Annotated in this window: 14 protein-coding genes and 2 tRNA genes; 3 read left to right on the top strand and 13 right to left on the bottom strand. The window is 55.7% G+C overall.

Features of this window, described 5'->3' with window-relative positions:
• Nucleotides 1-3: 3 nt before the first annotated feature.
• From murA to leuC, 3 genes are read right to left on the bottom strand one after another with little or no spacing between them, the layout of a single operon-like run.
• Complete coding sequence (gene murA / locus HRU87_RS05095) at nucleotides 4-1,320, bottom strand: UDP-N-acetylglucosamine 1-carboxyvinyltransferase (RefSeq protein WP_173493850.1); 1,317 nt, start codon at nucleotides 1,318-1,320, stop codon at nucleotides 4-6.
• Nucleotides 1,321-1,926, bottom strand: a complete 606-nt coding sequence (leuD, locus tag HRU87_RS05100; RefSeq protein WP_173493851.1) for a 3-isopropylmalate dehydratase small subunit — start codon at nucleotides 1,924-1,926, stop codon at nucleotides 1,321-1,323.
• Nucleotides 1,927-3,342, bottom strand: a complete 1,416-nt coding sequence (gene leuC / locus HRU87_RS05105; protein ID WP_173493852.1) for a 3-isopropylmalate dehydratase large subunit — start codon at nucleotides 3,340-3,342, stop codon at nucleotides 1,927-1,929.
• Between the two features lie 56 nt (nucleotides 3,343-3,398).
• Between leuC and HRU87_RS05110 the strand changes: the two genes are divergently transcribed.
• On the top strand, nucleotides 3,399-4,640 hold the full coding sequence (locus tag HRU87_RS05110; RefSeq protein WP_246247212.1) for an MFS transporter: 1,242 nt from the start codon (nucleotides 3,399-3,401) through the stop codon (nucleotides 4,638-4,640).
• A 44-nt stretch (nucleotides 4,641-4,684) separates the two neighbouring features.
• Here the strand turns inward: HRU87_RS05110 and HRU87_RS05115 are convergent.
• Both HRU87_RS05115 and HRU87_RS05120 read right to left on the bottom strand, forming a co-directional pair.
• Nucleotides 4,685-4,757 (bottom strand) — tRNA-Glu (locus HRU87_RS05115).
• 46 nt (nucleotides 4,758-4,803) lie between these two features.
• Complete coding sequence (locus HRU87_RS05120) at nucleotides 4,804-5,697, bottom strand: diacylglycerol/lipid kinase family protein (protein ID WP_173493853.1); 894 nt, start codon at nucleotides 5,695-5,697, stop codon at nucleotides 4,804-4,806.
• A gap of 55 nt (nucleotides 5,698-5,752) precedes the next feature.
• On the opposite strand from HRU87_RS05120, the gene HRU87_RS05125 reads away from it, so the two are divergent.
• Nucleotides 5,753-6,388: an MBL fold metallo-hydrolase gene (locus HRU87_RS05125; protein WP_173493854.1), complete on the top strand. Its 636-nt coding sequence runs from the start codon at nucleotides 5,753-5,755 to the stop codon at nucleotides 6,386-6,388.
• On the opposite strand, the gene HRU87_RS05130 is transcribed toward HRU87_RS05125, so the two are convergent.
• From HRU87_RS05130 to HRU87_RS05165, 8 genes are all read right to left on the bottom strand, one after another.
• Entirely contained in the window at nucleotides 6,385-6,768 is a 384-nt protein-coding gene (locus HRU87_RS05130; RefSeq protein WP_173493855.1) for a hypothetical protein, read from the bottom strand. The two genes, HRU87_RS05125 and HRU87_RS05130, sit on opposite strands and share 4 nt — an antisense overlap.
• Before the next feature lie 22 nt (nucleotides 6,769-6,790).
• Nucleotides 6,791-6,862 (bottom strand) — tRNA-Gln (locus HRU87_RS05135).
• Nucleotides 6,863-6,891: 29 nt separating this feature from the next.
• A complete protein-coding gene (gene gltX / locus HRU87_RS05140; RefSeq protein ID WP_173493856.1) occupies nucleotides 6,892-8,397 on the bottom strand; it encodes a glutamate--tRNA ligase in 1,506 nt (501 codons plus the stop codon).
• Nucleotides 8,398-8,411: 14 nt separating this feature from the next.
• A complete protein-coding gene (locus tag HRU87_RS05145) occupies nucleotides 8,412-9,164 on the bottom strand; it encodes a fumarylacetoacetate hydrolase family protein (protein WP_173493857.1) in 753 nt (250 codons plus the stop codon).
• Nucleotides 9,165-9,168: 4 nt separating this feature from the next.
• Nucleotides 9,169-10,254 (bottom strand): branched-chain amino acid aminotransferase, encoded by a 1,086-nt coding sequence (locus HRU87_RS05150; RefSeq protein WP_173493858.1) that lies wholly within the window; start codon nucleotides 10,252-10,254, stop codon nucleotides 9,169-9,171.
• Nucleotides 10,255-10,263: 9 nt separating this feature from the next.
• On the bottom strand, nucleotides 10,264-11,292 hold the full coding sequence (locus HRU87_RS05155; protein WP_173493859.1) for a 3-isopropylmalate dehydrogenase: 1,029 nt from the start codon (nucleotides 11,290-11,292) through the stop codon (nucleotides 10,264-10,266).
• Nucleotides 11,293-11,345: 53 nt separating this feature from the next.
• Nucleotides 11,346-11,936: a class I SAM-dependent methyltransferase gene (locus HRU87_RS05160; protein WP_173493860.1), complete on the bottom strand. Its 591-nt coding sequence runs from the start codon at nucleotides 11,934-11,936 to the stop codon at nucleotides 11,346-11,348.
• 7 nt (nucleotides 11,937-11,943) lie between these two features.
• Nucleotides 11,944-12,312 carry a rhodanese-like domain-containing protein gene (locus tag HRU87_RS05165; RefSeq protein ID WP_173493861.1) on the bottom strand — a complete coding sequence of 123 codons (369 nt, stop codon included), beginning with the start codon at nucleotides 12,310-12,312 and terminating at the stop codon, nucleotides 11,944-11,946.
• Nucleotides 12,313-12,384: 72 nt separating this feature from the next.
• On the opposite strand from HRU87_RS05165, the gene HRU87_RS05170 reads away from it, so the two are divergent.
• Nucleotides 12,385-12,642, top strand: a complete 258-nt coding sequence (locus tag HRU87_RS05170) for a metal-sensitive transcriptional regulator (RefSeq protein WP_173493862.1) — start codon at nucleotides 12,385-12,387, stop codon at nucleotides 12,640-12,642.
• Nucleotides 12,643-12,658 lie beyond the last annotated feature (16 nt).

Raw genomic sequence — 12,658 nt, forward strand, 5'->3', positions numbered from 1 at the left:
AGACTAAGCCTCAAACCTAAAGTCGGCGCCCAGTGCGCCCAACTTGTCGATAAAACGTTCGTAGCCACGTGAGATCAGCTGCACGTTGGTGACGTTTGAGGTTCCCTCGGCCGCCAGTGCAGCGACCACGTGGCTAAAACCACCGCGCAAGTCCGGGACTCGGATGTCTGCTCCTCGCAGCGGAGTTGGGCCCGAAATCACGGCGGAGTGATTGAAATTGCGCTGGCCAAAGCGGCAGGGGTTGCCTCCCAGGCACTCTCGGTAAATCTGAATCTGAGCACCCATTTGCTTGAGCGCATCGGTGAAACCAAATCGGTTTTCGTAAACGGTTTCGTGGACGATTGAAAGTCCCTGCGCCTGGGTCATGGCAACCACCAGGGGCTGCTGCCAGTCGGTCATAAAACCAGGGTGAACATCGGTTTCAATCACCACTGGTTGAAGTTCGGTGCCCGGGTGGAAGAAGCGAATGCCGTCCTCTTGAATGTCAAACTGCCCACCAACCTTGCGGAAGACATTCAGGAAAGTCATCATCTCAACCTGGCGAGCGCCACCAACAAAAATGTCTCCACCGGTGGCGAGTGCGGCAGCTGCCCAGCTGGCTGCCTCATTGCGATCAAATAGTGCCTGGTGAGTAAAGCCCTTGAGAGATTTGACACCCTCGATGCGGATCACCCGATCGGTATCAACCGAAATGATGGCACCCATTTTCTGGAGAATAGAAATCAGGTCGATAATTTCCGGCTCAATTGCTGCCCCGGATAGCTCGGTTAAGCCGCTTGCCGTGGTTGCAGAGAGTAGTACCTGCTCAGTCGCGCCGACCGATGGGTAGGGCAGCGAGATCTTGGCGCCCTTTAGCCCCTCGGGAGCACTTAGGCGGGTTCCGGTTGGAAGTTTTTCAATTACCGCACCGAAGCTTCTGAGAACATCAAAGTGAAAATCAACCGGCCGGTCGCCAATCTCACAGCCTCCCAAACCGGGAATGAAGGCCTCACCCAAACGGTGCAGGAGGGGGCCACAAAAAAGAATTGGGATTCTCGAACTGCCAGCGTGAGCATCGATGTCAACCATGCGAGCCTGCTCGACGTTGGAGGAATCGAGCTTCATGTCTCCCGAAACCGGATCGTGCTCAATGGTCACCCCGTGCAGCTGAAGCAGCCTGGAGACCACCTCGACATCTGAGATGTGCGGCACGTCTTTTAGAACTGATGGGCTATCCCCCAAAAGCGCCGCAACCATGGCTTTTGTCACCAGATTCTTGGCACCTTTTAGGTCAACTCGCCCCTGAAGTGGCTTGCCGCCGTTGATGGTGATCTGGCTCAATCAGACTCCTTTAGCAGGAAGAGTTTTGGGTCTCCAAGACTCTCGCTTTGCCTCAAACTGGGCAATTGCGGCCTCATTCTGGAGCGTGATGCCAATGTCATCCAGCCCCTCCATGAGACGCCACTTAGTGTATTCGTCAATCTCAAAATTAACGCTCACCGCACCGACCGTAAGGAGCTGGTTCGGCAGGTCAACCTTGGCCTCAATGCCCGGATTAGCATCCATCTCAGCCCAGATTCGCTCGGTGTCAGCCTCGGTAATCACCCCTGTCACCAGGCCCTGCTTGCCAGAATTACCGCGGAAGATGTCTGCGAACTTGGAGCTAAAGACCGCTTTGAAACCGAAGTCTCGCAGCGCCCAGACGGCGTGCTCACGGGAAGATCCGGTGCCAAAATCTGGCCCGGCTATTAGCACCTGGGCATTTTGGTAGATCGGTTGATTTAGAACAAAATCTGGATCCTGCGCGCGCCAGTTTGCAAACAGCCCATCCTCAAAACCGGTCTTGGTGATGCGCTTTAGGTAAACCGCCGGGATGATCTGATCGGTGTCCACATTGGAGCGCTTCAGCGGAGCGGCAACGCCTTGAAAAACTGAAATCTTCTCCACTTAGGCCTCCAAGTCGGCAGGTGCTGAAAGGGTTCCTCGGACAGCTGTCGCAGCTGCCACCAGCGGCGAGACCAGGTGGGTTCGAGCGCCCTTGCCCTGCCTTCCCTCAAAGTTTCGGTTCGAGGTGGAGGCAGCTCTTTCACCGGGGGCCAGCTGGTCGGGATTCATTCCGAGACACATTGAGCAACCTGCGAACCGCCACTCGGCACCAAAGTCCTTGAAGACCTTATCCAAGCCCTCCTGCTCGGCCTGGAGGCGAACCTTCTGAGAGCCGGGGACCACCATCATCCTGACCCCATCGGCCTTTTTCTTGCCCTTGATAATTGCTGCGGCAGCCCGAAGGTCTTCAATACGCGCGTTTGTGCAAGAACCCAAGAACACGGTGTTGACCGAAATCTCTTTCATCGGAGTTCCTGGGGCTAGGTCCATGTATTCCAGCGCTCGCTCAGCTGCAGCGCGCTCATTCGGATCAGAAATTTCCTCCGGGTTGGGAACACTGTCCAGGAGTGAAACGCCCTGGCCGGGGTTGGTGCCCCAGGTGACAAAGGGGTCTAGGTTGTCAGCGTCGATGGTGACCTCGGCATCAAATACCGCACCCTCATCGGTGGTTAGGGTCCGCCAATACTCCAGGGCTGCGTCCCAGTCTTCACCTTCTGGAGCGTGTGGCCGGCCCTTTAGGTATTCAAAGGTGATCTCATCAGGTGCAACTAGGCCCGCTCGCGCACCGGCTTCAATCGACATGTTGCAAATTGTCATGCGGCCCTCCATTGAGAGGGAGCGAATTGCGCTGCCGCGGTATTCCAAGACGTAGCCCTGGCCGCCGCCGGTTGAGATCTTGGCGATGACGGCAAGGATGATGTCTTTGGCACTCACGCCGGGACGAAGGGTTCCCTCAACGTTGATGGCCATGGTCTTGAAAGGTTGCAGCGGAAGCGTTTGAGTGGCGAGCACGTGCTCAACCTCACTGGTTCCGATACCCATCGCCAGTGACCCGAAGGCACCGTGGGTTGAGGTGTGAGAGTCGCCACAAACTATGGTCATTCCGGGCATGGTCAAGCCCAACTGAGGTCCAACTACGTGGACGATGCCCTGGTTTTTATCTCCGAGAGAATGAATGCGAACGCCAAACTCAGCTGTGTTATCGCGCAGGGCCTGAACCTGAGTCCTTGAGGTGGGATCCGCAATTGGCAGGTGGATGTCAACGGTTGGAGTGTTGTGATCCTCCGTTGCAATTGTGAGGTCTTTGCGCCTGATGTCGCGACCGGCGAGCCTGAGTCCGTCAAAGGCCTGAGGGCTGGTCACCTCGTGGATCAGGTGGAGGTCAATGTAGAGCAAATCTGGAGCACCATTTTCACCCTTGAGGACCAAGTGGTCTCTCCAGAGCTTTTCGGCCAGAGTCAGTGGCTTGTCAGTCATCAATCACCTCGCGAACGCGTAGGTAAGAAGTTTAGCCCAAGCGCTAGATTAGGAAGGTGTCTCAATACCAACCAGCCCAGCTCCAGCAGATCCAGAAGCGAACGGTGAGAGTCCTCGCAACCGGCCAAGCCCTGGGAGGTTTTGGACTCGGCGCCACGCTATCCGTCGGCGCCCTGATGGCGGTAGAACTCTCTGGAACCCCGGCATGGTCCGGCGCAGCCGCGACAATTAGCACCCTGGGAAGCGCGATTAGCGCTATACCGTTGGCTAACCTCGCCTACCGAAAGGGGCGCCGGATCGCCCTCGCATTTGGAGCATCGCTGGCCATTGCAGGTGCCAGCGGAATGATTCTGGCTGCAGCGATGCGATCATTTCCCGTTGAAATCTTGGCCCTGTTTCTGCTGGGTGCCGCAAGCGCGGTCTCGCTCCAGGCAAGATTTGCAGCCGCTGACATTCCAGTCTCCGGCCCACGCGGCAGGGATCTGTCACTGGTTGTTTGGGCAACGACCCTGGGAGCAGTCATTGGACCTAACCTGATTGCCCCGGGAGAGACAATCGGCTTAGCACTTGGCCTACCTCACCTGGGTGGCCCGTTCCTGTTCACGATTTTGGCCCAGCTTTCGTCCACGCTGGTGTTCTGGTTTGGTCTAAGACCAGACCCACTGCTAATCGCAAAGGAAATTGCCGGTCTCCCCGATAGGCGCAAGAACCCCGGGGTTAGGGCCGCTCTAGAGGTAATTCGCGCGAATCCACTGGCAGGCTACGCGGTGCTGACTATCGCACTGAGCCACATGGTGATGGTTGCGGTAATGAGCATGACCCCCGCGCACCTTGATTCACACGGACATTCCCTGGCAGAGGTTGGTCTAACCATCTCGCTCCATGTTGCAGGCATGTATGCATTTGCGCCAGTGTTCGGAGTCCTCACCGACCGCTTGGGGCCGGTTCGAGTCATCGTCGCAGGACAGCTGATCTACTTTGGCTCGCTTTTGCTGGCTGGGTTAGGACAAGAAGACTACTGGCTGGTGATGGGCGGGCTGTTTCTGCTCGGACTGGGCTGGTCTGCCTCCACCGTTGCAGCCTCTGCGCTGCTGACTCAAGTATTAGGAACCGCGGAAAAGACCAAGGTCCAGGGTTTCAGTGACTCACTCATGAACCTATCGGGTGCATTTGGAGGCGCGGTTTCCGGAAGCATTCTGCTCTGGTTCAGCTTCGGTGGGCTCAATGCGGCTGCCTTGGCTCCGGTGATTTTTATTGTCATCGCAACCAGCTTCTCAAGGCGCTGGCAGGTTAAATAAGAAATCCGCTCCCAAGACTTATGGTCGATCGGGAGCGGAATTCGTGACTCCAGCGGGATTTGAACCCGCGCTACTGCCGTGAGAGGGCAGCGTCCTAGGCCGCTAAACGATGGAGCCGAAAAGCAACCCGTGAAGTCTGCCACAAATCGCTGGCTTTGGCAATCTATGCGCTGAGCATCGCCAGGGCCAGCGGATGAACTTCAACACTGAAGGGAGCAGCGCCTGTCAGTTCACCATCGCAGGTCATTGGGAAGCCGGCGTTGGAGATTGAGATGGACTTGGCTTTGAATATCTCAACCTCTGGGTACCTCAGGTGTTCACCGGAATAAACCTTGGGGAAAATCTGCAGCAGTTTCGCCCTTGAAACCTCATGGAGAATGAACACCTCCAGCTCGCCGTCGGTGATGTCAGACTGCGGTGAAATCCTCATTCCGCCGCCAAAGTTCTTTACATTGGCAACGCCGCAGAGCATCGCCCTGACAGAGCGCTTAACGCCGTCAGCTTCGAGTTGATACTCAATGGGCTTGAAACTTGGCAGTTCCAGAAAAAGCGCCGCCTTATAGCTGTTTGGACCCTTGGGCCATTTCAATGAGTTAGCCCGCTTGGCGCAAATCGCATCAAAACCAGCGGAGATGGAGCCCAGCGACCAGAAATCCCGGTCGGCATTTCGAACCCGCATTACATCCACCCGCCTTGGGTTTTCCAGGCCCACAACTATGTTGTCCACCGCGGCCTGCGGGTTGCCCAGCTCAATGTTTAGCTCTCTAGCCTGATCATTTCCACTGCCTGCAGGCACCAAACCAAGGGGCAGCTGGTTGGGAACGCAGATGTTCACCCCGAGCTGGGCAGTGCCATCGCCACCCACTGCAACAACAGCGGAAAGCTCTTGATTATCGATCAGGCCTTGGGCTTTGGATTTTGCCTCGGCTGCGGAGCCAGCTGACAAGTCCAAAACTCTAAGCCCTTTGGCTCGAAGGGATTCAAAGACCTCCCTGCCGACATCAGCTCCCCTGCCTCGATTGGCTTTGGGGTTAACGAGCACTCCGATGGGCTTCAAGTCAGGACCTTTCCTAATTTCATACAAACTTAGGACCTTCTTCTAGGCTTAGGACATGGAAATTCGCAAACATGAGCACGCATTTTTGGTGCTTTCCCAAAATGGGCAAACACTCCTGGTTGATCCAGGGCTCTACAGCGAGGTCCTTCCAGAGCTGAAAGAAGTTGTCGGGGTGGTCTACACCCACCTGCACGATGACCACAGCTTTTTGCCACACGCGCGGCAAATCGCAGACCTTTTCCCAAATGCCCAGCTTTTTGGCACCGCCGAGGTCAGGGCGAAGTTCGAGGGGTTGGCAGTCACCGCTGTTCACCACGGGGATCACCACGAGGTCGGCAACTTTCAGCTGGATTTCTTTGGTGATCTACATCAGGAGATTCATCGCAGCATCCCCCTGGTTCAAAACGTGGGAGTTTTGGTCAACTCGACGCTCTACTACCCCGGAGATAGCTACACCGTTTGTGATTACCCAGTGGAGGTTTTAGCCTGCCCCAGCTCAGCCCCCTGGCTAAAAGTGGGTGACTTGATTGACTTTTTGGAGATTCAAAAACCCAAACGTGCGTTTCCCACCCACAACGCCCTGCTGAGTGAGGCAGGTCATGCCCTGCAAAATAATCGCATCAGGGAATTCGTGGAAAAGCACGGGGGCGAGTTCGAGTATCTAACCCCGGGTCAAAGCACAAAGGCTTAGAGCGCAACTACAACCGAGGCGGCCAGCATGGCCAAGGTGACCGGGCCCCAGAGTTTTCGCTCCTTGGAGCTGCGCGAGATGTTGTTCATGAGCGCAGAAAGCGCGCTAAAACCAACCAGGAACCAGTTCACCCAGGTGTTTAGCTCTGTGTCCAATAGCTTTGGTAGCCATCCCAATTGGCCAACGTAGTGGCCTGAAATTCCCAGGAGAACCAGGGTGGATACCGCGCTGGCAATCCGATACCTCAAAGGGAGCACGCCTGCATTTTGCCCTCCGAAGGCATACTCACCTAGCGGTGCACCGAAGAGTATGGCCAACTGAAACAAAGCGCTGGCGAAAAAGGCAAAAACTAAAAATCCGGAGGCGAATGCTTCAAGCATTTACGCCTCCGGATCTAAGTTGCTGGGATACCTGGACTCGAACCAAGAACAAAGGAACCAGAAACCTTCGTGTTGCCAATTACACCATATCCCAATGGGAGGACCGAGGTCCGAGGCTCTATCTTAGTGGGCCTTGAGAAAAGCCTCTAGTCGCTTCAGGCTTCTTTCTTTACCCAAGAGCTCCATGCACTCAAACAGCGGCGGGGTTACCCTGCGGCCCGAAATCGCGGTTCGAACCGGACCAAAGGCATTCCTTGGTTTTTCACCCAAGTCTTCAACCAGAGCCTGGTTCAGGGCCTGCTGGATAGCTTCGGTTTGCCACTGGGCAAGGCTCTCGAGTGCCGAGTGAGCGGCCTGGATGATGGCAGAGCTGTTCTCGGGCAACTGCTCAAGGGCGTCCAGATCAAACTGCAATTCAGCATCATTCACGAACATAAATCCGAGCATGCCGCTGGCCTCAGAAAGCACTGTGATTCGCTCCTGGATCAACGGTGCGAGCTGGTTCAGCAGTGTCTGGTCGGCATCGGAAACCTCTGCTGGCAGCACCCCGGCAGACTGCAGGTAGGGCAGAATTCGGGCGGCGAAGTCATCGGGTTTCAAAAGCCGAATGTGAGCGGCGTTGATGGCATCAGCTTTTTTCTGATCGAAGCGAGCTGGATTCGGATTTACGTTCTCAACGTCAAAGTTCTGGCACAGCTCCTCGAGAGAGAAAATGTCGCGGTCAGCAGCGATTGACCAGCCGAGCAAAGCAAGGTAATTCAGCAGCCCCTCCGGGATGAAGCCACGGTCCCGGTGCAAAAATAGGTTGCTCTCCGGGTTGCGCTTCGAAAGCTTCTTGTTGCCCTCGCCCATCACAAAGGGCAGGTGTCCAAATCTCGGAATGAAGCTGGCGATTCCCGCCTCATACATGGCGTTGTAAAGCGCAATCTGGCGGGGAGTGGAGGAGAGCAGATCCTCACCGCGCAGCACGTGGGTAATTCCCATCAGGGCATCGTCGACCGGGTTCACCAGCGTGTACAGCGGCTGACCACCTGGTCTAACGACAACGAAATCCGGGAATGATCCGGCCGGGAAGGTGATTTCGCCGCGCACCAGGTCCACAAAGCTAATGTCCTGGTCCGGCACTCTCAGGCGGAGAGCGGGTTGGCGGCCTTCGGCCAGATACTGCTGCCGCTGGTCCTCTGAGAGCTCGCGCTCGGAGTTGTCGTAACCGAGCTGAACCGCTCGTCCGGCGGCGATATTGCGTGCTTCGATCTCCTCGGCAGAGAGAAATGACTCGTAAATGTGTCCGGAGGCTTTTAGCTTCTCAACGACCTCGAGGTAAATCTCGCCGCGCTGCGATTGGCGGTAAGGCTCATTAGGTCCTCCGACCTCAACTCCTTCGTCCCAATCCATGCCCAGCCAGCGCAAGGCATCAATAATCTGGTGGTAACTGTCTTCTGAGTCTCTCGCCGCATCAGTGTCCTCGATACGGAACACAAACTTGCCCCCGACTCGGCGGGCATAGGCCCAATTGAACAGTGCGGTGCGGACCAGCCCAACGTGCGGTGTGCCAGTTGGGGATGGGCAAAACCGGACTTTGATGTCTTTGCCGGTAGCGGAAGTTGTGGGTGCAGTAATAAGGGTCATAACAGCTAGAAAGCTTATGCGACAGTGCTGCGCAAAACGCCAATGCCCTCAATCTCGCACTCGATTGAATCGCCGTGGTCAATACGTGAAATTCCAGCCGGTGAACCAGTCAGAATTACATCTCCGGGAAATAGCGTGACGTTCTGAGACACATAGGAAACTAGGGTCTTGGCATCGAAGATCATCTCCGAGGTCATTGAATTTTGGCGTTGCTCGCCGTTGATCTTTGAACCGATGTGCTGCTGGGTTGGGTCAAAATCCGTCTCAATCCATGGCCCCAGCGGGCAGAAAGTGTCAAAACCCTTCGATCTTGCCCACTGCAAGTCCGTGAACTGCAAGTCTCGGGCTGTGATGTCGTTACCGATGGTGTATCCCAAAACGTGCTCATCAACCTGCTCAACCGATATGTTTTTGGCCTTCTTGCCAATTACCACGGCCAGCTCGACCTCAATCTCAACCTGGTTTGACTGCCAAGGGAGCTCAACCACGGCATCTGGGTCAGTCAGTGCATTCAGACCCTTGAAGAACATCAGCGGTTCGTCAGGGACATCCTGAGAGATTTCAGCAGCGTGAGCGGCGTAGTTCATGCCGATGCAGATGATCTTGCTTGGAGCCACCGGGGCTAACAACTTCAGGCTCGAAAGACTGACCTCTTGACCGGTGAAACTAATTCCGTCAAAGGGGTGACCCGCAATTAGCTTGACCGTGGAATCCTCGACGACTCCGAACCTGACCTCATTGTCTAGGTTGAACCTTGCAATTCGCATGCGCTTAGTCTGCCAGCTTCAGCATCCAGTTATGGCGGTCAGGCCTGATTCCGTATTGAATTCCAGTTAGTTCCATTCGCATCTCAACGGTTAGTCGACCGGGTTCATTTCCGCCGATCACAATTTCTTCGACACTTGACTTCAAGGTTCCAACCGGAGTGATAACGGCGGCGGTGCCACAGGCAAAGACCTCCACGATATCTCCGGTTTTCACGCCCTCACGCACCTCATCGAGCGAAACTTTTCGCTCCTGAACCTCGATACCTCGATCGCGCATCAGAGTTATTACGGAGTCCCTGGTGATTCCGTGCAGGATTGTGCCATCGAGCGATGGGGTAGCGACGTGCCCGTCTCTGTAAACAAAAAACAGGTTCATACCGCCAAGTTCCTCGATGTAGGTCGAAGTCTCGGCATCCAGGAACATCACCTGCGAGCAGCCATTTTCGTAGCCCACCTGCTGAGCAAGCAGCGAGGCTGCGTAGTTCCCACCGGTCTTAGCCTCACCGGTGCCATGCTTTCCGGCCCTGGCTGAATCCAGTGCAATCCAGATTGAAACCGGCTTGACGCCGCCGGTGAAGTAAGGTCCAACCGGGCTGGCAATTACTCGGTACTCGGCCCGCTGCGCAGCCCTGACTCCAAGGAAGTTTTCCGCCGCAATCTCAAAAGGTCTGAAGTAAAGAGTCTTCTCGCCCTCGGGAGTAGGCACCCAAGCACCGTCGACCGCAATGAGCTGGCGAAGAGATTCAACGAAAATTTCCGCAGGCAGCTCGGGTAGCGCCATGCGACGAGCGGAGCGCTGGAGCCTGGCCGCGTTAGCCTCTGGGCGGAAGGTCCAGATGGAACCGTCTTGGTGGCGGTAGGCCTTGATGCCCTCAAAGATTTCTTGCCCGTAGTGCAGCACCGCTGCCGAGGGGTCCATCATGATCGGGCCGTATGGAATTACCTCGGCCGAATGCCAACCCTTGTCCTTCTCCCAGACCACGACCACCTGGTGGTCGGTTAGCTTGGCCCCAAAGACTGGGTTTGCGATGATCTCCTCCCGCTCAGACGCGGGAGTTGGGTTTGGGTTTCGAGTTACTTTGAATTCCATCTGTGCCACCTAAATAAGTTCCAGAATGCTCTGGGCAATCTGATCAGTTGAACGCTTGGTTTCTCCACGGTTAGCCAGGTCGTGCTCAACCGCATTTTCAATTCGCTCGGCCGCCTCAAGGTAACCCAGGGACTTGGCCAGCAGCGCTGCAGAAAGGATGGCTGCAGTTGGATCAGCGAGATTTTTTCCCGCGATGTCTGGGGCTGATCCGTGAACGGGTTCGAACATGGATGGGAATGCCCCGGTGGGGTTTAGATTAGCGGATGCCGCCAGCCCAATCCCACCGCAAATAGCTGCAGCCAGATCGGTGATGATGTCTCCGAACAGGTTGTCGGTCACGATCACGTCAAAGCGCTGGGGTGAATTCACCATGTGGATAGTGGCGGCATCGATGTGCAGGTAGTCGTGCGTGACATCCGGATACTTGGCCGCAACCTCTTCAACGACCCTCAGCCAAATCTTGCCCGCGTGCACCAGCACGTTGGTTTTGTGGACCAGGGTGACGTGCTTGCGGTCTCTGGTCGAGGCGAGGTTGAAGGCGAACTCCACCGCTCTGCGAACTCCAAAGGCGGTGTTCACCGAAACTTCGTTGGCAATCTCCTGGTCGGTTCCAATCCGCAGTGCACCGCCGTTTCCAACGTAGGGACCTTCGGTACCCTCGCGCACCACGACGAAATCAATGCCGCTGGCATCTCTTAGTGGCGAGACAGCTCCGGGGAAAAGTCTTGATGGCCTGAGGTTGATGTGGTGATCAAAAGCAAATCTGAGCTTGAGCAGCAAACCCCGCTCGAGAACTCCGGAGGGCACCCTGGGGTCGCCAATAGCGCCTAGCAAAATGGCATCGTGCTGGCTGAGGGACTGCAGGTCTGATTCTGTTAGAGCCTCGCCGGTGGCAAGGAAACGGTCTGAACCTAGGTCATAGCTCGTGATGTCTAGTTCAACCGAACCGAGGGCTTTCTCCAGGGCCGCCACGGCCACCGAAGTGACCTCCGGTCCAATTCCGTCTCCGGCGATAACGGCAAGGTTAATCGAGTTCACTAAAGCCCCAATGCAGTTTGTTTGTTACAACTTTAGGGCTTTGGTACCGGCTATTACCGCCTTATAAGCATTGTGAGGTCTATGGCCTGCCGAATTCCCTTATCGGTCTGGACGTCTCGGCCTCGATGCTCGACCCTTCCGGAAATACCGTGCTCCAAAAGCCATGCCTCAAGTTGACCGGCGGAGGGTAGGACCCGCTCCGACTGCGGACCGCCATAGCCAGAACGAAGGTTTTCTCGCGCGTGCCAAACACCAAAAATCACACCCGAGCTCTGCTGATTGAGCGCATTGTCGAGCGCAAGTTTCAACTGCTCCCAGGGAAGCTGAAGATAGGCAATCACAATCAGGTCGGGATCAAATGAAAACTTCGCAGACCGAGCATCAGCAAGATTGGCTCGGACTTTGAGCTTTTGGTCAGTGGCTCGCTCCTGAAACTTCTCGAGCGCTACCTTCGAAAACTCAACATTCTCAACCTCCCAGCCGCGTGAAGCAAACCAGAGGGCATTGCGCCCCTCACCCCCGGCCAGATCCACCATGGAACCTGCAGGCAGGTCTGAGAGTTTTTCAACAACAAACTGATTTGGCTCCAAAGACCAAACCGACTGGGAAGCGCGGTAGCGCTCATCCCAGTCGTTCGGTTGCATTTCCAAACTAATCGGTGACTATTGCTAGCCCGGTTGCGGCCGAGGCGTTGGCAACTGAACCACCATTGACCAGATTTCCCGTGAAGCCAGCAGACTTCATGTAGTCAATCGCCTGACCGGCTCGGTTTCCGGAGCGGCAGTAAATGTAATAGTCGGCAGCCTTGTCTAGGTTTTCCAGCTGTGCAGCAAAGTCAGCGTCAGCCAGTCCGATGCGGATTGCGCCCTCGAGGTGACCGGAGTCCCACTCCTCTACGGTGCGGACATCGATGATTGCGGCGTATGAGCTCGGGTCCTGAGCCTCAGGCGCACAGGCGGAGAGCGAAACCGTTGCAAATACTGCAACAACGGCGGCAACAAGGAGCTTGAAAATCTTCATGTTTGATCCTTTCCAGATACCCCCTAGGGTATGTGTTATAGTCATCAGAGTCAAATTAGAAGGCGAGTGTTTATGCAAATTCCTCAGGAAGAACTGGACGCAGTCAGAAAGCGTTTGGCAAGAGCGCAGGGTCAACTCGGAGGCATCATAAAAATGGTCGAAGAGGGCCGCGAATGCACCGACGTGCTGACCCAGATGGCAGCCGCTCAGGCTGCAATCAACCGTGCAGCGTTTTCGCTGATAGCCACCGGAATTGCAAACTGCGGGTCAGATGCCGAGGGCATCGCAGACCGGGCCAAACTAGAAAAAGCTTTCTTGGCACTGAGCTAGGAAGCAGAAAGGAACC

Origin of the sequence: Aquiluna borgnonia (assembly GCF_013283855.1) — a bacterium.
In the GTDB taxonomy this organism is placed as follows: domain Bacteria; phylum Actinomycetota; class Actinomycetes; order Actinomycetales; family Microbacteriaceae; genus Aquiluna; species Aquiluna borgnonia.